The sequence below is a fragment of the Runella defluvii genome, from assembly GCF_014195535.1.
GTDB lineage: Bacteria > Bacteroidota > Bacteroidia > Cytophagales > Spirosomataceae > Runella > Runella defluvii.
In genome coordinates, this window is the sequence record NZ_JACIBY010000005.1 from 258,819 (window position 1) to 277,456 (window position 18,638).

General features: G+C 45.3%; 18 protein-coding genes and 1 pseudogene. 8 read left to right on the forward strand and 11 right to left on the reverse strand.

The genetic code is table 11. The features are described from left to right. The 8 genes and pseudogenes from hemW to FHS57_RS13790 form a co-directional block, all read right to left on the reverse strand. The gene (gene hemW / locus FHS57_RS13755; protein WP_183974510.1) at positions 1–1,149 is read right to left on the reverse strand and encodes a radical SAM family heme chaperone HemW; all 1,149 of its coding nucleotides are present in this window, start codon (positions 1,147–1,149) and stop codon (positions 1–3) included. 9 nt (positions 1,150–1,158) lie between these two features. Continuing rightward, positions 1,159–1,296 (reverse strand): hypothetical protein, encoded by a 138-nt coding sequence (locus tag FHS57_RS13760; protein ID WP_183974512.1) that lies wholly within the window; start codon positions 1,294–1,296, stop codon positions 1,159–1,161. Continuing rightward, positions 1,286–2,701, reverse strand: a complete 1,416-nt coding sequence (locus FHS57_RS13765; protein WP_183974514.1) for a DUF5723 family protein — start codon at positions 2,699–2,701, stop codon at positions 1,286–1,288. The genes FHS57_RS13760 and FHS57_RS13765 overlap by 11 nt, the downstream gene beginning before the upstream one ends. Before the next feature lie 90 nt (positions 2,702–2,791). Then, complete coding sequence (locus FHS57_RS13770) at positions 2,792–2,980, reverse strand: type II toxin-antitoxin system antitoxin (RefSeq protein ID WP_183974518.1); 189 nt, start codon at positions 2,978–2,980, stop codon at positions 2,792–2,794. 447 nt (positions 2,981–3,427) lie between these two features. Beyond that, positions 3,428–4,030, reverse strand: a pseudogene (locus FHS57_RS13775) (SPFH domain-containing protein); the annotation flags it as partial. A gap of 328 nt (positions 4,031–4,358) precedes the next feature. Then, the gene (locus tag FHS57_RS13780; protein WP_183974522.1) at positions 4,359–5,039 is read right to left on the reverse strand and encodes a hypothetical protein; all 681 of its coding nucleotides are present in this window, start codon (positions 5,037–5,039) and stop codon (positions 4,359–4,361) included. Then, complete coding sequence (locus FHS57_RS13785; RefSeq protein ID WP_183974524.1) at positions 5,036–5,740, reverse strand: hypothetical protein; 705 nt, start codon at positions 5,738–5,740, stop codon at positions 5,036–5,038. Before FHS57_RS13785 ends, FHS57_RS13780 begins: the two co-directional genes overlap by 4 nt. Next, a complete protein-coding gene (locus FHS57_RS13790) occupies positions 5,737–6,075 on the reverse strand; it encodes a PadR family transcriptional regulator (RefSeq protein WP_183974526.1) in 339 nt (112 codons plus the stop codon). Before FHS57_RS13790 ends, FHS57_RS13785 begins: the two co-directional genes overlap by 4 nt. A 148-nt stretch (positions 6,076–6,223) precedes the next feature. Here FHS57_RS13790 and FHS57_RS13795 point away from each other — a divergent pair, with 148 nt between their 5' ends. The 5 genes from FHS57_RS13795 (at position 6,224) to FHS57_RS13815 (ending at position 12,423) form a co-directional block, all read left to right on the forward strand. Further along, complete coding sequence (locus FHS57_RS13795; protein ID WP_183974528.1) at positions 6,224–7,036, forward strand: UDP-2,3-diacylglucosamine diphosphatase; 813 nt, start codon at positions 6,224–6,226, stop codon at positions 7,034–7,036. Beyond that, the gene (locus tag FHS57_RS13800; protein WP_310586993.1) at positions 7,033–8,130 is read left to right on the forward strand and encodes a glycosyltransferase family protein; all 1,098 of its coding nucleotides are present in this window, start codon (positions 7,033–7,035) and stop codon (positions 8,128–8,130) included. The genes FHS57_RS13795 and FHS57_RS13800 overlap by 4 nt, the downstream gene beginning before the upstream one ends. Positions 8,131–8,416: 286 nt before the next feature. Then, positions 8,417–10,126, forward strand: a complete 1,710-nt coding sequence (gene lysS, locus FHS57_RS13805; protein ID WP_183974530.1) for a lysine--tRNA ligase — start codon at positions 8,417–8,419, stop codon at positions 10,124–10,126. Positions 10,127–10,257: 131 nt separating this feature from the next. Next, entirely contained in the window at positions 10,258–11,340 is a 1,083-nt protein-coding gene (locus FHS57_RS13810) for a TlpA disulfide reductase family protein (protein WP_183974532.1), read from the forward strand. 51 nt (positions 11,341–11,391) lie between these two features. Then, complete coding sequence (locus FHS57_RS13815; RefSeq protein WP_183974534.1) at positions 11,392–12,423, forward strand: flavin reductase family protein; 1,032 nt, start codon at positions 11,392–11,394, stop codon at positions 12,421–12,423. 10 nt (positions 12,424–12,433) lie between these two features. On the opposite strand, the gene FHS57_RS13820 is transcribed toward FHS57_RS13815, so the two are convergent. Next, on the reverse strand, positions 12,434–13,591 hold the full coding sequence (locus tag FHS57_RS13820) for a cysteine desulfurase family protein (protein WP_183974536.1): 1,158 nt from the start codon (positions 13,589–13,591) through the stop codon (positions 12,434–12,436). 338 nt (positions 13,592–13,929) lie between these two features. Between FHS57_RS13820 and FHS57_RS13825 the strand changes: the two genes are divergently transcribed. Both FHS57_RS13825 and FHS57_RS13830 read left to right on the forward strand, forming a co-directional pair. Then, complete coding sequence (locus FHS57_RS13825) at positions 13,930–14,892, forward strand: YheT family hydrolase (RefSeq protein ID WP_183974538.1); 963 nt, start codon at positions 13,930–13,932, stop codon at positions 14,890–14,892. Positions 14,893–15,002: 110 nt separating this feature from the next. Then, on the forward strand, positions 15,003–15,533 hold the full coding sequence (locus FHS57_RS13830; protein ID WP_183974540.1) for a hypothetical protein: 531 nt from the start codon (positions 15,003–15,005) through the stop codon (positions 15,531–15,533). A gap of 47 nt (positions 15,534–15,580) precedes the next feature. Here FHS57_RS13830 and FHS57_RS13835 read toward each other — a convergent pair whose 3' ends face one another. Next, positions 15,581–16,753, reverse strand: a complete 1,173-nt coding sequence (locus tag FHS57_RS13835; RefSeq protein ID WP_183974542.1) for a glutathionylspermidine synthase family protein — start codon at positions 16,751–16,753, stop codon at positions 15,581–15,583. 18 nt (positions 16,754–16,771) lie between these two features. Then, positions 16,772–17,404, reverse strand: a complete 633-nt coding sequence (locus FHS57_RS13840) for a Cj0371 family chemotaxis-regulating polar lipoprotein (RefSeq protein ID WP_183974544.1) — start codon at positions 17,402–17,404, stop codon at positions 16,772–16,774. A 277-nt stretch (positions 17,405–17,681) separates the two neighbouring features. Between FHS57_RS13840 and mdh the strand changes: the two genes are divergently transcribed. Next, entirely contained in the window at positions 17,682–18,611 is a 930-nt protein-coding gene (gene mdh, locus FHS57_RS13845; RefSeq protein WP_183974546.1) for a malate dehydrogenase, read from the forward strand. Positions 18,612–18,638: the final 27 nt, after the last annotated feature.

Genomic DNA, 18,638 nt, shown 5'->3' on the forward strand with positions numbered 1-18,638 from the left:
TCAAACTAAAAATAAATCTGAGGAAATTCGGTCGGCAAATAATTTCCCTTTCTCTGTGAGATACAGCACATTGTTTCGTACTTCTACCCAATTTTTTTCAAGAAATTTTTCTACGTACGCTTTTTGTTCTTCCAGCAAATCAATGTTGGCTATGTCCCGAATCACCGCTAAATCACAGCCCCAAATCGTTCTCAGGCTCGTCAAAATATAGTCATTTACTTGATCAAAAACTGACAATTCTTCTAATTCAAATACAGGCTTTTTTCCCTGAATACCACGAAGATACAGGGCATTATTAGACACGTTGTATTGGCGAGAAATGCCATTGAATGAATGCGCGCTTGGCCCAACGCCCAAGTAAGGCCGCCGCTTCCAGTAGCTGCTGTTGTGACGGGCATATTGGCCATTTTTAGCAAAGTTGGAAATTTCGTATTGCTCGTACCCAGCCTGCGTCAACGAGCGTACCATTTGCTCAAAATGCCGCGCTGACAGCTCCTCGTCAACGGGTTTTATTTTTCCTTTTTTGAGCCAATTTCCCAACGCCGTTTGGGGCTCAATCGTCAGGTTGTAGGCCGAAATATGCGGCGTTCCGAGCGCCATTGCTTTGTCGAGGTCTTGCTGCCAGAGTTGCTCATCACTGATCGTTGGAACCATCCCCAAATGTGCTTGGCTCATGCCATAAATCAGGTCAATCGTCAGGTTATCAAATCCGTGGTCTTGGGCCAGTTGCACACATTGCTCCGACTCTTGCGCGTTGTGCGCCCGATTCATAAAACGCAGATAAGGTTCATAAAATGACTGTAAACCAATGCTTAAACGGTTCACAAACGGTTTCAACGCACGCAGTTTTTCAGAGGTTAAATCGTCGGGATTGGCTTCAAGGGTAATTTCAGCCCCTGGTTCTACTTTAAAAAAACGGTGAATGGTTTCGATGATTTGTTCCAATTCATTTTGGGTCAAGATAGAAGGCGTTCCTCCCCCAAAGTAGATGGTTTCGAGCGTTCGCGTTGGTAAATAGTCTTGTTGTAACGCTATTTCTTGACAAATAGCCGCCACCATCTCCGCTTTTGACTTCAGTTGGGTACTGAAATGAAAATCGCAATAATGGCAGGCTTGTTTGCAAAAAGGAATGTGAAGGTATAAGTGCATGGGGCAAAATTACGCAATTAGCCCACCTTCATAACACGACAAATTCAACACGTCGATTTTTTTTCTTATTTTCTTCTGTTGTATTTGGTGCAATTGGGTCAAGGCTACCACGCCCAACGCTCTGAAGTCGGCTACACTAAATTCCATTTTTTATCAAATTCTGTGAACCAAGTGCATTAGCGTAAGCATCATTTTCATCAAAAATACCAGCTCTATCCGAACCTTTAATAGCTCTCGCCCATCCTTGGATAGAAAATCCAGCATAGACTGTAGGTGCTGGGCTTTTACTACCACCAAAAAGTGAATTAAGACTTTCTGTCCCAAAAAATAAACCTCCAAATTTTACTTGCATCCCTACTGCCCATTGTTTGGTTTGTCGCCAATAACTCAATGGCATAGAGAATTCTGCTCCACGTTTTTCAAAACGGGGGGTTAGAGCTGCTACCGAGAATGGGGTATAAGGTTTTGGTGAATAGAACCCTTTGTTATTCCACTTTGCGCTATTGATTAGGGTATTAACATACCATCCTTTCTTTCCAAGTCTAACATCTGCATTTATCACAAATATAGTTGCTAAACTACGAGTAATATCGGGTTGTGATTGTGGACTGTGTTCAGTCAATAAGAATCTCAAGTCGTTGGGCAGGTTGGTTTTACCAAAAGCCGCAGGGACACTTTGATTAACAAATACGCCCTCTCTGCGTTCTACTCCTTTATAGGCAAAACTTCCATAGTCTAACATAGATAGACCAATCCGTACCAGATACTTATTTTTCGTAACATCAATTCGTGTCTTTCCATCCATTGGATGCAGATATTGTTCAAAATCAGGCACAAAATCATAGATGATACCTACATCAAAAGCACCGCCGTTATTTTTAGAAGGAAAAAGATGATTCCATTCAAAAGGCTTGTTAAACTTTGTTGAAGTATTTAAAAGAGTTCCTTCAAAACGAGATGCTCCTAATACTCCCTGAGAAACTAAATCTTCATAGTAAACACCGCCAATAAATTTGTAGGTGACGCCAGCTTTAAAATGGTGTTTTTTATGTACCCATATCGGCAATGCGTATGATAACCCTATTTCATTAAATGCTTCCGTTGTCCAACCCCTATTCACATTTGTAGTACTGTTCCCGAAGAGGATTTTTGTTTGATAACTTGCAGCACGATAGCGGGTAGAAATAGAAAAAGCATGCCTGTTAGGAAGTTGAAGCATAAAACCAGGACCGCGAACATCCGTATAAGTTGGTGACCATAGATGTTTGTTGAGCTTTAATGAGGTTCCAGAAAAAAGCACATGGCTATTTGGATTATCGACATTTGTTATGCCACCTTGGGTATATAAAGACCCAAACTGAACCTGCCAACCGATTCTTGAATCGCTCAAAGAAGCGGGATTTAAGTACCCGCCTTGAATACCTGCAAAATTATTGAATTGCCATACTCCGACCTCCATCACCCCCTCTTTGATAGAGCCCGTACTCATTTGCGCTATTCCCTCACGATAAGGTAAAGAGAAAAATGCAAAACATAGGTGTGTCCATTTCATCTTGCTAATATGTTTTTTGAGTACAATTTAGCAAAAAGGAAATTGACACACCTAAAAAGTTATCTAACTGTATAAGGCGTAAACCAAAAATCAGTTTTCAGCTTCTTGGTTTCTATTAGGAGTCTGCCTTAAAGATTTACGCCTTTTCTTGAGCGCATCACTTAGCACGTATTCGATTTGGCCGTTGGTACTTCTGAACTCTTCCTGAGCCCATTGTTCCAGCTCTTTGAGCATTTCGGGACTGATTCTGAGTACAAACGCCTTTTTTTCGGTTGCCATTGAATAAAAAAATAATGGTAAATAACGCAAAAAAGGAATGTTCAGACAACTATCTAAACATTCCGTAAGACCAATCGGCCTGACTATCGTCTGACCTAGGTGCCACAAATTCTACAAAAGCTTCATTGTATAACCTATCGGTCTGACTATCGTCTGAATTATACAACGTATCGGTCTGACTATCGTCTGACCTAGGGCTTAATTGTACAACGTTCCCGCATTAACCACGGGGCTCACCGATTTTTCGCCGCAAAGCACAACCAACAAGTTACTCACCATGGCCGCTTTACGCTCTTCGTCTAGGTGAACAATCTCTTTCTCAGAGAGTTTGGCCAAAGCCATTTCGACCATTCCCACGGCACCGTCCACAATTTGTTTGCGGGCAGCCACCACAGCCGACGCCTGCTGACGCTGGAGCATCGCCCCCGCAATTTCGGGAGAATAGGCCAAGTGACTGATACGCGCCTCGATGACTTTTACACCCGCCCGCACCAAGCGTTCGTTCAATTCATGCTCAAGCATGTCGTTGATTTTGCCCGAACCGTCGCGCAAGGTAATATCAGCTTCCTCGTCTTCGATGTTATCGTAGGAATACATACCTGCCAATTTCCGCACCGCCGCTTCCGACTGAATCTCGACAAACTTCTGGTAATCATCGACTTCAAATACTGCCTGTGCCGTATCTTCTACATTCCACACGACAACCGCTGCAATTTCAATCGGATTGCCCATTTTGTCATTGACTTTCAGTTTTTGACCGTTGAGGTTACGCGCCCGCAAACTTATTTTCCGACGGCGGTACAAGGGGTTTACCCAACGCAATCCGTTTTGTTTCATGGTTCCAACATACTCTCCAAAGAAAGTGGAGACGGCCGCTTCATTGGGGTTGATGACTGTTAAACCCACAAACATAATGCTTCCTAGAAAAAACAGCAGTCCTGCTAATAGGCCCGTTTGGGCACTTGCCATCATTCCACCCAAAATCCACAGGGCAAATCCCACACCAATAAATGCGTAGCCAGAGGCAGAGGTAAGTTCTTTTTCTTTCATCGTTTTTGATATTAAAATGATATTACAATACTATCTCAATAATACCAAAAAATCACCGATTATCGGACTAACGGCCGAGGGAATTTATAAACGGCAATGGGGCATTTCGTAAAACGGGATTGAAAGAATGCGTGGTGAGGACTGTGGTAGCAGATTCTCAACTGTGGCGACAGATTCTCAACTGTGGTGGCAGATTCTCAAATCTGCCACGCGAGGTTTCTCAAAACCTCGGGATGTATGAAGAAAAGACAGGTATAACCTCGGGATGTACAAAAAACCTGCATGACGGTTGCTTACAACCGTCAACACAGCAATTACGAATCTATTTTTAAGCGAAAGCTTGAGGGTAGAGGCGTTTGCTTTCGGCAATGAGGTGTTCGTAGATCTCAATCGAAGCCCACGTAAACGTTGTAATGAGTACGACAAAGAAAGTCGCCCAGATCGCGTAGGCTTCGGTCGAATAGCTGTTTTGCCAAAACTCTCCCAGTAGCATATTGAGAAAGTTGGGGAGTTGCCCACATAGCCCAAGCCATACAGGGGGCTTAGCCAGCACAACTTCTTTGTTCATTTTTGAATGACGCCAAACCGCAAAAAAGCCGTACCCCAAGCCAAAAACTATCCAAATTGCCAATATAGTTTTACGAACAATTTTGGGGTCTAAGCCATTCGCTAACAAATACCAAAATAATACAGCAAACGTAGCTGTAAAGGCAACCCTTGGCCAGCGAAAAAAACTCAAAAAAGCACCCCACATTAGTCGAGATTGCCGTTTACGCACATTTTGTTCTGCTTTTTGTAGAATAGCATCAAATCCCCAACGCCCAAACTTAGAAGAACTTTTTTCTAAGGCGTCCTCAAACGTTACGGAGTTATCTGCTTCCATTCGAGCTTCTATGTCGGTAGCCAAATGATCCACCAACTCGATTTGAACATCAAGCGGTTTAACCCCTTTCTTTGAAACAAACGCATAAAGGGCGTCGATTTGGGTGGGAGGGAGTTCAGTCATCATACAAATTTGGGAACTGATTTGAACACCTCAGGGTAAAGTTGGCGACTGTAGGCACGGAGTTTTTCGTATGCTTGAATTTCAGTAGTTCCTAGCAGGAAAAGAGCAGAAATTAACAAAGTAGCCGCCAAAGGATACGTTGATTCTCCCAACATTGTGAATTTCAGCACCAGCTTGGCAGCAGAATAAAAGTTAATAACTACAAGCCCAGTCCCTACACCTCTATAACTTGTCAGTGATAGTTTTTGGGGCATCATTACATTACGAAAAAAGATAAATATACTGTACACAATACCTAAGGAAATACACGGCCATAAGATGTTCTCGTTTACAATCTTTACCAGTTCAATAGGTGCTTTTCTTAAAAAAATATACAAAACCCCCATCAAAACTATTGTAAAGAAAATTTTTGACCCAATAAAAAAGTCTTTGAAACCCTCCATCCAATAACGACGATACAGGCGTCCTACTTGTTTTTCTTTCTCCTTGACAACCTGTTTAAGGTCTCGTTTTTTAAACATTTTCAGGGTTTGCTTCATTACTTCTTCCACCGATTTCTCTGGGTGTTGATCGAGTTCTTCCTCTATTTTGGAAGCTAAATGGTCCACCAGTTCTACCTGTACATCAAAATACTCGACATCACGGTCGGCTACATACTTATACAATAAATCGATTTGTTCTTTTGTAAGTTGAGAATTCATCATCCAAGCGATAGTTTAGGATTAAGCAATAACTGCATGTGTTTGACAAACTCGGTGAGTTCCTCCAAACGATTAATGGTTTCGGCTTCGCCTTTTTCTGTCAACGAATAGTACTTGCGCGGGCGGTTGCCCACTTGTTCTACCGCCACCGTCAGCAACCCATCAGCCTCTAACTTGTGCAACGCGGGGTACAGCGCCCCTTCGTTTATCACCAGTTCTCCGCCCGTTTGCTCTTTTACTTTTTGCGTCATTTCGTAGCCATACATCCGCTTATTTTCTTCTAATAATTTCAAAATAATCAGCGAAAGGCTTCCTTTATAGAGTTGTGAATTGTTCATGGCACAAATATACCTCAGAAATTGATATATCAAAGTCTGAGGTATTATTTTTTTACATTACCCATTTGTTAGGAAAGCCTGCAAAAACTTTTTAAAACCTTAAAAATCAAGCAATAATAAAGTAACAGATGAAGTGCAATTTGCGAACATGAAGCAAAAGACGCACTATCGTACCATTGTGATTTCGGATGTTCACCTCGGAACTAGCGGCTCCAAGGCCAAAGAAGTCACGCATTTTTTGAAGCAATACAAATGCAAACGGCTTATCCTGAACGGTGACATCATCGACGGATGGCAGCTAAAAAAATACGGTACGTGGAAGCGTCGGCACACGGCTTTTTTCAAAACAGTGCTAAAAATGATGGATGACTACCACACCAAGGTCATTTATATTCGTGGAAATCACGATGATTTTTTAGACCAAATCATGCCCTTACGTCTCGGGAAACAGTTTCAAATTCGCAAAGACTACATCTTGAAATCGGGACAAAAACGGTTTTACGTTACCCACGGCGATGTCTTCGACAGCATTACAACGCACATGAAGTGGTTGGCGTATTTGGGCGACGCGGGCTACACCTTCTTACTATGGATTAACAAGTTATACAATCACTACCGCGACTGGTGCGGACTGCCGTATTATTCACTTTCGCAATTAATCAAGCAAAAAGTCAAGGCGGCCGTCAATTACGTCTCTGATTTTGAAGAAAAACTAACCGAACTAGCCCGCTCTCGTAACTGCGACGGAATCATCTGCGGGCACATTCACCAACCCGCCATGCGCGACATTGACGGCATACTTTACATGAACTCAGGCGACTGGGTAGAATCGCTCACGGCTTTGGTCGAAGACCACGATGGCAACTGGACCCTCGTCTATTACAACGAAGCCCAAATGGGCAAAACAGACGAACCAACGGTATCCGAGTTTTTTGGGGTAAAAGAGCGGGCGGCATCGTGAGTAAGTTTCTGTTTATTATCCAAGGCGAAGGTCGAGGTCACTTGACCCAAGCCATTTCGTTGGCTCAGTTATTGCGCGCCAACGACCACGAAGTAGTAGCTGGGCTGGTCGGAATCGGAAAAGGGCGGCAACTGCCTTCTTTCTTTTACGATTCGTTTCCCGCTGACATTCACTCGTTTTACAGTCCACATTTGATAATGGGAAAACGGGGAATTAGTTTTTCCAAAACGATTACGCATCATCTTTTTCGGATTCCTCTCTACGTCAAAAGCCTCCAAGCCATTCATGCCCACGTCCAGCATTACCAACCTGACGTTATTGTCAATTTTTACGATGTGCTTGGTGGTTTATACGCGCTGACGTATCGGCCTGCGGTTCCGATTGTCGCCGTTGGGCACCATTATTTGTTCTTACGCAACGATTTTATATTTCCTGCCCAACGCAGTTTAGACCATTGGTTGTTAAAAATCAATACGCGCCTTACGGCAGTACGGGCTCAAAAACTGCTGGCTCTTTCGTTTTATCCCACTGCTATTCCTACCCACCACCGCATCGTGACCGTCCCACCCCTTCTTCGTGGGGCGGTCAAAGCGCTGACGCCTACCCAAGAACCCTTTTTTCTGGTCTATGTCACCTACGCCGCCATGAGTAAAACCGTGATTGAGTGGCACTTACAGCATCCTGAAGTGAATTTACACTGTTTTTGGGACCAACCCGACCACCGTTTTGACGAAACACTGACTTTTCATAAAGTGGATGGAGCTAAGTTTTTAGAGATGATGGCACGTTGTACAGCACTGGTGACAACGGCAGGGTTTGAGTCGGTTTGCGAAGCGATGTACCTTGGAAAGCCTGCTTTGATGGTTCCTGCTCACTACGAACAAGCCTGCAACGCCCTCGATGCGCAGCGGGCGGGTGCAGGGATTGCCGCCGAAGAATTTGACCTGTCGCTGCTCCTTGATTACCTTCCCAATCACGTACCAGCCCAAGACCATTTTCAAGAATGGTGTGCTCAAGCAACGCCCCTTTTTCTAGCTCATTTAGAAGAAGTCGTGCTTGAGAGACGGGTATTGGAGGCTATATCATCTGAGTAAGAAGTACTTCTACTTTTATTCCCAACTCCACTTCTAACGCCGTTGCAAAACTAAGATTATCTTTATCGGATGTGAGTTTGAGAGGCATACATTCCAAAACACATAGAAAATTTGAGAATAAGCACATAGAAAACATAGCTATTTTTCTATTAAGCAGATTTTCATTGAGTGAGTGGGTTTTGGAGGCTTTTATCTAATTTTGCAGCAATATTAAAAAAAACAACGAATAGTCCCGTATCTGTACATTCCCTCAGCGAGGGGTAAGGGGCTTAAAACAACCAAGTAAATGTTGAGCGAACAAGAACTCCTCCGCCGCCAAAAGCGCGAAGATTTGATGAAAATGGGGATTGACCCCTATCCTGCCGAATTATTTGAGGTAAACGCTACGGCAGCCGATATTCATAAAAACTACGAAAACGATAAGCTCAATTATAAGAGTATCTCCATTGCAGGCCGTTTGATGGGCTTCCGTATCATGGGAAGCGCGTCGTTTGTTGAATTACAAGACAGCACGGGACGCGTTCAGCTCTATTTCCGCCGCGACGACCTTTGCCCTGGCGAAGACAAAACACTCTATAATACAGTTTTCAAAAAATTGCTCGACATCGGCGACATCATCGGGGTCAAAGGGTATGTTTTTACAACTCAAACGGGTGAAATCTCAATTCACGTTGAGGAGTTTAAAATTTTGAATAAATCGCTTCGCCCACTTCCTGTGGTGAAAGAAGTAGATGGCAAAGTGTATGACGCATTTTCGGATCCCGAGCAACGTTTCCGTCAGCGGTACGTGGACTTGATTGTGAATCCTCACGTCAAAGATATTTTTATCAAACGTGCCCGCATCATCAGCACCATGCGTCGGATTTTTGACGACAGAGGTTGGTTGGAAGTCGAAACGCCCATTCTCCAGCCTATCCACGGGGGAGCTACAGCCCGTCCGTTTAAGACGCACCACAACACGCTCGACATGCCGTTGTACATGCGTATTGCCAACGAACTTTACCTCAAGCGTCTGATTGTGGGTGGTTTTGATGGGGTGTACGAGTTCGGAAAAATGTTCCGCAACGAAGGAATGGACCGTACTCACAACCCAGAGTTTACGTCGTTGGAGTTTTACGTGGCTTACAAAGACTATCATTGGATGATGGGCATCACGGAAGAAATCCTTGAGAAAGTAGCCATCGCGGTAAACGGTACAACCAAAATCCAATCGTGGGGCAACGAAATCGAGTTTGCAGGGCCTTACACGCGATTGAGCATTTTTGAAGCGATTGAAAAATACACGGGAGTAAACGTAGAAGGCAAAACCGAAGCCGAACTCATCGCTCAGTGCAAGGAGTGGGGCATCGAAACCGACGCGACCATGGGCGTGGCCAAACTCATCGACGAGATTTTCGGCGCGAAGGTAGAAGACAACTTAATCCAGCCGACGTTTATCATCGACTATCCCGTTGAGATGTCGCCATTGACCAAAAAGCACCGTAGCAAACCTGGTTTGGTGGAGCGTTTCGAGTTGTTTATCAATGGAAAAGAGGTTGCCAATGCGTACTCAGAGCTAAACGATCCTATCGACCAACGGGAGCGTTTTGAGGAACAACTTCGCCTTGCCGAACGCGGCGACGAAGAAGCGATGGCGATGGACGAAGACTTCATCCGTTCGCTCGAATACGGAATGCCTACTACTTCGGGAATTGGTATCGGTATCGACCGTCTGACGATGATGATGACCGACCAAACCAGCATTCAGGAGGTATTGTTCTTCCCACAAATGCGCCCAGAGAAGAAGGTAGAAATGGCCACCGAAGCCGATTACGTAGCGCAAGGTGTACCCGCAATTTGGGTGCCTGCCCTCCAAAAAATGGGTTTCTTGACCATCGACGCCCTCAAAGCGGCCAACCCCAACAAAGTGTTCAACGATTTGGGCGGTTTGCGCAAAAAACTAAAAATCGACGCTCCCATGCCGAAAAAAGAAGAGGTTGAGGCTTGGATTGGGTAAAATAGTAACAAAAAGCGGAGAACACTCTCCGCTTTTTTAGTTTTATAGCCCTACCCAATTTGGCACTCTACTGAATACGCCTTATCTTGCCGAAACATTTACATTTCACTGAAACTCAAAACCATTTCGCGATGAAAAAGCTTTTATTGTCTTGCCTCGCATTGCTTCCTTTCTTGGCCGTAGCCGACCCCGCACCTTTTTCGGTGACAGGCGCCATCAAAGGACTAAAAGACCAAACTATTTATCTCCGTTACGGAAAAACCATTGATTCGCTCAAGTCGGCGAATGGTGAATTTAACTTCAAAGGGCAAATCGAAGACCTTACCACGGCTTACCTTCGCGTGGGCAAAACGCAGACTTCGTTTTTTGTGGAGAAAAACGCCACACTTACGTTTGCGGGTAGCCTCGAAGAACTTGAAAATTCAAGCGTAGTAGGAACCCGTATCAACGATGACTTGTCGCGTTATACTTCTTCCATTGCTTCGCTCAATAACCAACGCCGTCCTGTCATGGCCGCGCTGATGGATGCGTACCAAAAGAAACAGCCTTACAAAGAGTTCAACGAGCAAGTTGACAAAATCGACGAGCAGATTACGACAAAAGCCAAAGAATTTATCCAAACCAACCCTGAGTCGTTGGTAAGTGCGTGGTTGGTGCGTAGCCGTTTCTTCTACGGCGAAGACAGCGAGTTGTCGAGCATGTATGGTTATTTAAAAGGCGACGCGCTCACGTCGAACTTTGCCAAAGATTTGAAGAAAAAAATTGACGTTAACGCAAAAACTGCGGTTGGACAATTGGCCATGGAGTTCACCCAAAACGATGTAAACGAAAAACCTGTCTCGTTGTCGTCGCTTCGTGGAAAGTACGTATTGGTCGATTTTTGGGCCTCATGGTGCGGCCCTTGTCGCCAAGAAAACCCGAATGTGGTAAAGGCATTCAATGCTTACAAAGACAAAGGATTTACGGTTTTGGGCGTATCGCTTGACCAGAAAAAAGAACCATGGCTCAAAGCCATCGAAAAAGACGAACTTACCTGGACACACGTTTCGGATTTGAAATACTGGCAAAACGAAGTAGCTGTTCAGTACGGTATCAATTCGATTCCTGCCAGCTTTTTGTTAGACCCTAACGGCAAAATCGTCGGCAAGAACTTACGTGGTGAAGCCCTCACCAAAAAACTCGCCGAGCTGATGCCCGACAAAGAAGTAAAATAATACTTAAATAGTTGCAGGCGAGGTCAACCACCTCGCCTTTTTTATACCCTTATGACGCCCATTACGCAACGATTAGCCATTCAAGACATCATCGAAGAAACCGAGGACAGCAAAACCTTTGTGTTAGCATCCGTCGATGGACAACCGCTGGAGTACCAAGCGGGGCAATTTTTGACGTTTTTGTTCCAAGAAAGCGGACACGAAGTTCGTCGGTCGTTTTCGCTGTCGTCTTCTCCGTCGGTCGATAGTCTTCCTTCGGTTACGATTAAACGCGTTGCCAATGGCCTGATTTCCCGCCCATTGCTCGATTATAGCCGCATTGGCGACGTTTGGGAGTGTCTGCCTCCTGCGGGTCGGTTTGTGCTTTCTGCTCATCCACCGAAGCACGTTTTTTTGTTGGCCGCAGGAAGTGGCATTACCCCACTTTTGGCGTTAACCAAAGAACTTTTGGCCAAACATCCTTCTACGAAGATTACCCTGATTTACAGCAATAAGTCGGTAGAATCCACCATTTTTTACGCCCAACTTACCGCGCTTCAAGCCGCTCATTCTGAGCAATTGAAGGTTATTTTTCTGTGGGGAAATGCCAAAAATCTGCGTTGGGCTCGCCTCAATGGCACTTTATTGGAAGAAATTATTCAGCAAACCCTTCAAGGCGCTCCTTTTTCTGACGCCCATTTTTACGCCTGTGGGCCGTTCCATTATATGTTGATGGTGGAAATAAGTTTGTTGACGATGGGTTTTCACAAAGACCAACTCCAACGGGAGCATTTTGTGATTGAGTCCAAACCGCCAACGCCCAAGCAGTATCCTGCCCAAACGATTTTGGCGAGCTTCCAAGGAACGCAACAAACGATTTCGGTTCGTAAAAATCAGACGCTCCTGGATGCGGGATTGGTGGCGGGTTGGCCTTTGCCTTACACCTGCCGCGCAGGACGGTGCGGGGCGTGCATTGCCCTGTGCACCTCAGGAGAAGTAGAAATGGAATACAACGAAGTATTGACCGATGAGGAGGTTGCCAATGGACAAGTGCTAACCTGCATGGCGCACCCCCTCACCGAAGGGGTTTCTATTGCTTGGTAAGTACTTGCGCTTACACACCTACCGTTTTATACATATCCGCTACGGTTGCTACGGCGTAGTCGATTTCGGCTTCGGTATTGTATTTACCAAATGAAAAACGAACATTGCCGCGCTCAGGAGCTACGCCCAACGCCGACAATACGTGCGAACCTACTTCCGAGCCGCTCGAACAGGCACTTCCGCCCGACGCCGAAATCTTGGCAATGTCCAAGTTGAACAACAACATATCATTGACGTCCGACGGGGGTAAACTCACGTTCAAAACCGTGTAATTACTCCGCTCAAGGTTGGCTGAGTCGCCGTTGAAACGAACGTCTTCTATTTTTTCGCGGAAGCCCGCAATCATTCTTTTTTTGAGGTTTTCCAGATGGGCGCGGTGGCTGTCCATGTCGCGGTAGGCGATTTCTAATGCTTTGGCTAATCCTACAATGCCATACACATTTTCAGTTCCCCCGCGCATATTCCGTTCTTGCGCACCTCCGTGAATGTACGGATGAATACGCACATCGTTGACGTACAAGAATCCAACGCCTTTAGGACCATTGAATTTATGCGCTGCGCCGACCAAAAAATTGGTTTTCAAACTCTTCAAATCATGGCGCAAGTGCCCCATCGTTTGTACTGTATCGCTGTGAAAAATGGCATTGTATTGCTCACACAACTCCCCTACCACATTCAAATCCAATAAGTTGCCAATTTCATTATTACCGTGCATCAACGACACCAACGAGCGTGGGTTGGTCTTCAACAATTCTTCCAAGTGGTTGATGTCCACGTGGCCTTTTTCGTCGATGTTGACCATGCTCAGTTTGATTTTTCCTGTTTTGGCCAAATACTCCAATGTATGTAAAACGGCGTGGTGCTCCAGCGGCGAGGTAATGGCGTGGGTAAGGTTGTACGCTTCCACGCTGCAAAGGATGGCGGTGTTGTCGGCTTCGGTGCCTCCCGAGGTAAAGAAAATTTGGGAAGGCGACGTATTGAGCAGTCCTGCTACGGTTTTGCGTGCTTGTTCAATCGCCGATTTTACGACACGCCCGTGTCCATGAATCGACGACGGGTTTCCGTATTGCTCCGTTATCCAAGGGAGCATCACTTCGATTACTTCCGCGTCGATGGGCGTCGTAGCGGCGTTGTCTAAATAAATACGGTCTGCAACTGAACGAATCATAAAAGCATAGATGAATGTGAGTGAGGGGCATAGTTGTTGCGACAACTATACGCAAAAATAAAGGGAATCTTTAAGCCTAACAACCTACCGAGTCGATTGACTATTAACTTTTAAGCCCTCTTTGTTTTTATATTTTTTTGAAAATGAACCCATTGAGAAACCTAAGGCGTACCTTTATTAGAAATGTGCAAAATAAATCATTGCTCAATAGCCCAATTCCCAAATTCATAACACCATCACGTTGAGGATAAGTTTCTGTAGATGAAGCTCATTTTTTAATCCAACGGGTGTGCATTTTTCACCAAAATAGCCCCAATTTTGCAAAAAACTTCGTCCGTATGCCCGTCATTCATCGTTCTAGCTACCCAGGCCCTCCGCGTTTTTTGTTCAACGGGCACCTACAAACCGTGATTCCGAGTGTATTCCGCAAAATAAAAGGGGTTGATTATGAGCGCGAACGGCTGACGCTTTCCGACGGGGACTTTGTGGATGTCGATTGGCTCGATACGGGCAGCAAAAAATTGGTGGTACTTACCCACGGGTTAGAAGGCGACTCACATCGGCATTATGTGAAAGGAACGGCGAAGCTCTTTGCCCAACACGGTTGGGATGTCTTGGCGTGGAATTGTCGCTCGTGCAGCGGCGAGATGAACCGCGCGTTTCGTCTCTACAACCACGGCGAAACGGGGGATATTTCAGAAGTAATTTCCCACGCCCTTCGCACCAAAAAATACGAACAGGTATCGCTAGTAGGGTACAGCATGGGCGGAAATATCTCGCTCAAGTACGTGGGAATCAATGGCAAAGAATTACCCGATGTGGTGCGGGGAGTAGCGGCTTTTTCGGCACCCACCAACTTAAAAACAAGCGCTCAGTTGTTGGATCTTCCCCAAAACCGACTCTACCGCGAACGGTTTAAAAGTAAACTGCTCAAAAAAATAACCGAAAAAGACCGACTGTATCCCAATCGAATTGACCTAGCCAAGCTCAAAGAGGTAAAAATATGGAAGGATTTTGACGATTTTTTCTCCGCCCCCGTCAACGGCTACCGCGATGCCGACGATTTTTATGAACAAGCTTCCGCCGCCAATTTCATTGAAAACGTCAGCATTCCAGTTCTCATTTGTAACGCCCAAAACGACCCCATTCTCAACGCCGACTGTGCGCCCAAGGCATTAGCGGAGAAAAGCTCCCATATTTTTGTAGAAACCCCCACTGAAGGCGGCCACGTTGGTTTTATGGTACCCAACGACGAGTTTTCGTGGGCCGAACGCAGGGCTTTGGAGTTTTTGAGCGTATAGGTGCGTCTGGATGCTCACATCCAGACGTGATACGCCCGATAAAACCTATTTTTACAAATGGGACACTCACGCCATCGGATGTCCTTGATTTGCTCAACACTTAATATCTTATGGAAACCACCGACATAATTATCCAACAGAAAGAACTATTTACCCCCACCAACATCATCTTCAGAACTGCTTTTTCTGTTAGCCCTATGGATGTTTCTAAGGTCGGATATGACACACATCTAATGGAAGTATTTAGAGAGCTGGGTGTGAGGTATAAAGAATTAGACGAGATAACTGTTAATGAACACAAAAGTAAGTCTTACGAATTTGAAGCTGACTATTTTCTCTATGTAACATTAAAAGAGAAGTTAAACAAAGAGAATCCAATCTTGGTCTTCCCATTCAAAATAACTTTCTCTAAAGAAGACATTGAGTCCCTTTTTAAGAGAATCGAGCTAGAAGCAATTGAAAAATTCAGAGAGGTTAATCGAGTAAACAGCTTGTTGGTTACAACTCCTATCAAGTTTAGCGTACAAGAAATTATAAACCCAAAAAGTGGCTGGCAGGTTTATTCTCCAAGTTCATTGAAGAATTTCAAATTTGAACAGTTTTTATCATTACAGTACAAATTCACCTTTGAGTCAGCGTAGAAGCAGCGCGTGTCTGGATGCTCACATCCAGACGCACGCTGTTCCCCCTACTCCACCACATGTCCCACAAACTGGGCGGTGTTGTCGATGATTTTGCCGCCGCGACGGTAGCCCAAACCACAACCTTCTCCCGCCCAAAAAACGCCCGCTTGGTAGCGTTTCCCGAGCGAATCGCGCGAAAATTCGACGTACTCTTGATAGACTTTTTCATAATCTCCGTACTCGCCTTCTGCCGACGAAACAACGGCTCCGTTGCTTTCAATGATTCGAACATTGGCCCCTTCTCGTCCAAAAAGTACCTTTTCCACGCTGGTTTTGTCCGTAAAAGGCTGCAATGAAGTCGGCAGCAACAGCGGGTGATTGGGGTACAAATCCCAGAGTAACTTTAAAATGTATTTCGACTGAAAAAGCAAGGTATAGGCGGGATTGATAATGACCGCTTTCCCATTTTTGACGATGCTTGTCAGCAAATCTGCCAACTCAGGTTCTTCGTAACCAATGTACTCCCACGGCACGAGTTTGAACCAAAAATCGAAGGATTCAAATTGCCCATTTTGAGGATTCTGTTTAAAAATCCCATCCGTAGGCGAAAACTCAATCTCGTCGATGTAGCTAAACTCCACGTCAAAGCCCGCCTCCCGCGCGGCTTCACCCAATACGGCCACGTTGGTATCGTCTTCGGGAGCGTCGCGCATGGTCGAAAACAACAAGGTCGGGTTTAAGTGGCGATTGCGCTGACGAAGCTCCGAAAACTGCGTCTTCAATGCCTCATAAACGTTGTTAAACTGCTTGCTTTCGTCCATTTGGTTGGCTTTGAGGTGCGCCCACTGCACTACGGCCGTTTCGGGAATACAAGTAGCGGTATCGGCGTTAAACTCAATGAGTTTGATAGGCTCGCGCCCTACCCCTCCCGCCAAGTCAAAACGGCCATAAATGTGCCAATGACGCTCGTCCTCCCACGTCAGTTTGACCAGTTCAATCAAATTTTCGGGAATCCCCATTTCTTTCCAAAGCTGACGGTCGATGGCGTGCTGCGCTGCTTCGGCATAAATTTCGTAGAGTTCGTTGGCGGCGTTGTAATATGCCTCAGCCTCGTACGATTTGATGGCTACCGCCTCATTGGTCAGGTAAGGCAGCGTATCGGCCCCAAGCATCCAATCCCAACCTACGTTACGGAGTTGAGTTTCGGGGCTATTATTCAAATAATGTGTTCGTATCATGGTTGTTATCAATAAAAATTATCCGCCAAAACTGCGCCCTGCACGGCTGAAAAATCCGCTACGGCTACTGCTTGGCCGAGACGCAACGCTTTTGCGATGACTGTGGTAGTTGTCGTGAATACCCGATGAGCGCGCATACACCGACGAGTTGGCGTACGCCCCCGAGCTGTACTGGCGTTCACGTTGTTCGTTGTAAAATTGAGATGAGTTATTGCGCCCCAACATATACCCCATTCCACCCCAAAGTAGTGCGTTCGACAACGAGCTACGGTGGTGGTAATGGCTATGATAATGATTCGGGTTGTTGTAATAATCCCGCGTTGTGGAGTCAGTTTTCACCAGCCTTTGCGCTTCTGCCACACTCAGCGTATCGCGGCGGCCGTCGAAATAGCGCACAATTGCCCCTGCTTCCGACGCATTTTTCACCTCCACTTCATCCGTGATTTTAAATTCACCCGGTTTCATTTCGGTAATGTACGTTTTGACGGGGCGGCCTTTGTAAGGTGCTTCGGTTTGTTCACGGTCATTGTCCGACGAACCACCACAGCTTTGCAGCATCATTCCCCCATTCAATAAAGCCACCGACAAAGCAGCTCCTATCGTAATTTCACGGACGGTTTTAATGACCGCCCCGTTTCGTTTAAGTGTCATATTAGTAAAGGTTGTAGTAATAATCAATTGGTTAAAATTAACATTTCATGGCTGAAAACAGTAATACAAAGGTAAGGTAGTGATTATACGGTTCACAATCATTTTGGGATGAGCAGCAATTTCCAAGAACAGTCTCCTTGTGAAAATCGGATAAACGGCATCAAACTATCTATTTTTAGCATTAAAAATACCTTTAAGAGTAGCTTCAAATGCTTTTCGCCCTATCTTTACGGCGTTTTTTAGAAAACTGTTAATTCACCAAAAATTCATATTCCTAATGAAAATTACCGTAGTAGGTGCAGGTGCAGTAGGTGCAACTTGTGCTGACAACATCGCCCGCCGCCAATTGGCCCAAGAAGTAGTATTGCTCGACATCAAAGAAGGCTTGTCGGAAGGTAAAGCCCTTGATATGTTTCAAACAGCTACCTTGAACGGGTTTGATACAAAAATTACCGGTTCGACAGGTGACTATGAAAAAACAAAAGGTTCGGACGTAGTTGTGATTACTTCAGGGATTCCTCGCAAGCCAGGTATGACGCGCGAAGAACTTATCGGTATCAACGCTGGTATCGTAAAAGGCGTAGCTGAAAACATTTTGAAATACTCTCCTAAAGCCATCATCATCATCGTTTCTAACCCAATGGACACCATGACGTACTTGGCGTTCAAAGAGTTGGGCTTGCCTAAGAAGCGTATCATCGGGATGGGTGGTATCTTGGACAGCGCACGTTTCAAGACGTACTTGTCGATGGCAATGAATGTTTCACCTAACGACCTCCACGGTATGGTAATCGGTGGTCACGGTGATACAACCATGATTCCTTTGACTCGTTTGGCGACGTACAACGGTATCCCAGTGAGCCGTTTCTTGTCAGAAGAGAAATTGCAACAAGTAGCAGCTGACACCATGGTAGGTGGTGCTACGTTGACAAAACTGATTGGTACTTCGGCTTGGTATGCGCCAGGTGCGGCAGTAGCAACGTTGGTAGAAAGCATCGTACGTGACCAAAAGCGTATTTTCCCTTGCTCAGTTTATCTCAATGGCGAGTATGGCCAAAAAGACATCTGCATGGGTGTGCCAGTGGTAATCGGTGCAGGTGGTTGGGAAAAAATCATCAGCCTTCGTTTGAGCGAATCAGAAAAAGCTGCCTTTGCAAAATCAGCAGATGCTGTTCGCAACATGAACAACGTGCTTACCTCTATGTAATATTTCCTCTTTGTAGGAAAAATAAAG

Excerpts from the sequence above, each read along its gene's own strand:
- hemW (WP_183974510.1), bottom strand. The coding sequence starts at position 1,149 with ATGCACTTATACCTTCACATTCCTTTTTGCAAACAAGCCTGCCATTAT.
- FHS57_RS13760 (WP_183974512.1), bottom strand. The coding sequence starts at position 1,296 with ATGGAATTTAGTGTAGCCGACTTCAGAGCGTTGGGCGTGGTAGCCTTG.
- FHS57_RS13765 (WP_183974514.1), bottom strand. The coding sequence starts at position 2,701 with ATGAAATGGACACACCTATGTTTTGCATTTTTCTCTTTACCTTATCGT.
- FHS57_RS13770 (WP_183974518.1), bottom strand. The coding sequence starts at position 2,980 with ATGGCAACCGAAAAAAAGGCGTTTGTACTCAGAATCAGTCCCGAAATG.
- FHS57_RS13780 (WP_183974522.1), bottom strand. The coding sequence starts at position 5,039 with ATGATGACTGAACTCCCTCCCACCCAAATCGACGCCCTTTATGCGTTT.
- FHS57_RS13785 (WP_183974524.1), bottom strand. The coding sequence starts at position 5,740 with ATGATGAATTCTCAACTTACAAAAGAACAAATCGATTTATTGTATAAG.
- FHS57_RS13790 (WP_183974526.1), bottom strand. The coding sequence starts at position 6,075 with ATGAACAATTCACAACTCTATAAAGGAAGCCTTTCGCTGATTATTTTG.
- FHS57_RS13795 (WP_183974528.1), top strand. The coding sequence starts at position 6,224 with ATGAAGCAAAAGACGCACTATCGTACCATTGTGATTTCGGATGTTCAC.
- lysS (WP_183974530.1), top strand. The coding sequence starts at position 8,417 with ATGTTGAGCGAACAAGAACTCCTCCGCCGCCAAAAGCGCGAAGATTTG.
- FHS57_RS13810 (WP_183974532.1), top strand. The coding sequence starts at position 10,258 with ATGAAAAAGCTTTTATTGTCTTGCCTCGCATTGCTTCCTTTCTTGGCC.
- FHS57_RS13815 (WP_183974534.1), top strand. The coding sequence starts at position 11,392 with ATGACGCCCATTACGCAACGATTAGCCATTCAAGACATCATCGAAGAA.
- FHS57_RS13820 (WP_183974536.1), bottom strand. The coding sequence starts at position 13,591 with ATGATTCGTTCAGTTGCAGACCGTATTTATTTAGACAACGCCGCTACG.
- FHS57_RS13825 (WP_183974538.1), top strand. The coding sequence starts at position 13,930 with ATGCCCGTCATTCATCGTTCTAGCTACCCAGGCCCTCCGCGTTTTTTG.
- FHS57_RS13830 (WP_183974540.1), top strand. The coding sequence starts at position 15,003 with ATGGAAACCACCGACATAATTATCCAACAGAAAGAACTATTTACCCCC.
- FHS57_RS13835 (WP_183974542.1), bottom strand. The coding sequence starts at position 16,753 with ATGATACGAACACATTATTTGAATAATAGCCCCGAAACTCAACTCCGT.
- FHS57_RS13840 (WP_183974544.1), bottom strand. The coding sequence starts at position 17,404 with ATGACACTTAAACGAAACGGGGCGGTCATTAAAACCGTCCGTGAAATT.
- mdh (WP_183974546.1), top strand. The coding sequence starts at position 17,682 with ATGAAAATTACCGTAGTAGGTGCAGGTGCAGTAGGTGCAACTTGTGCT.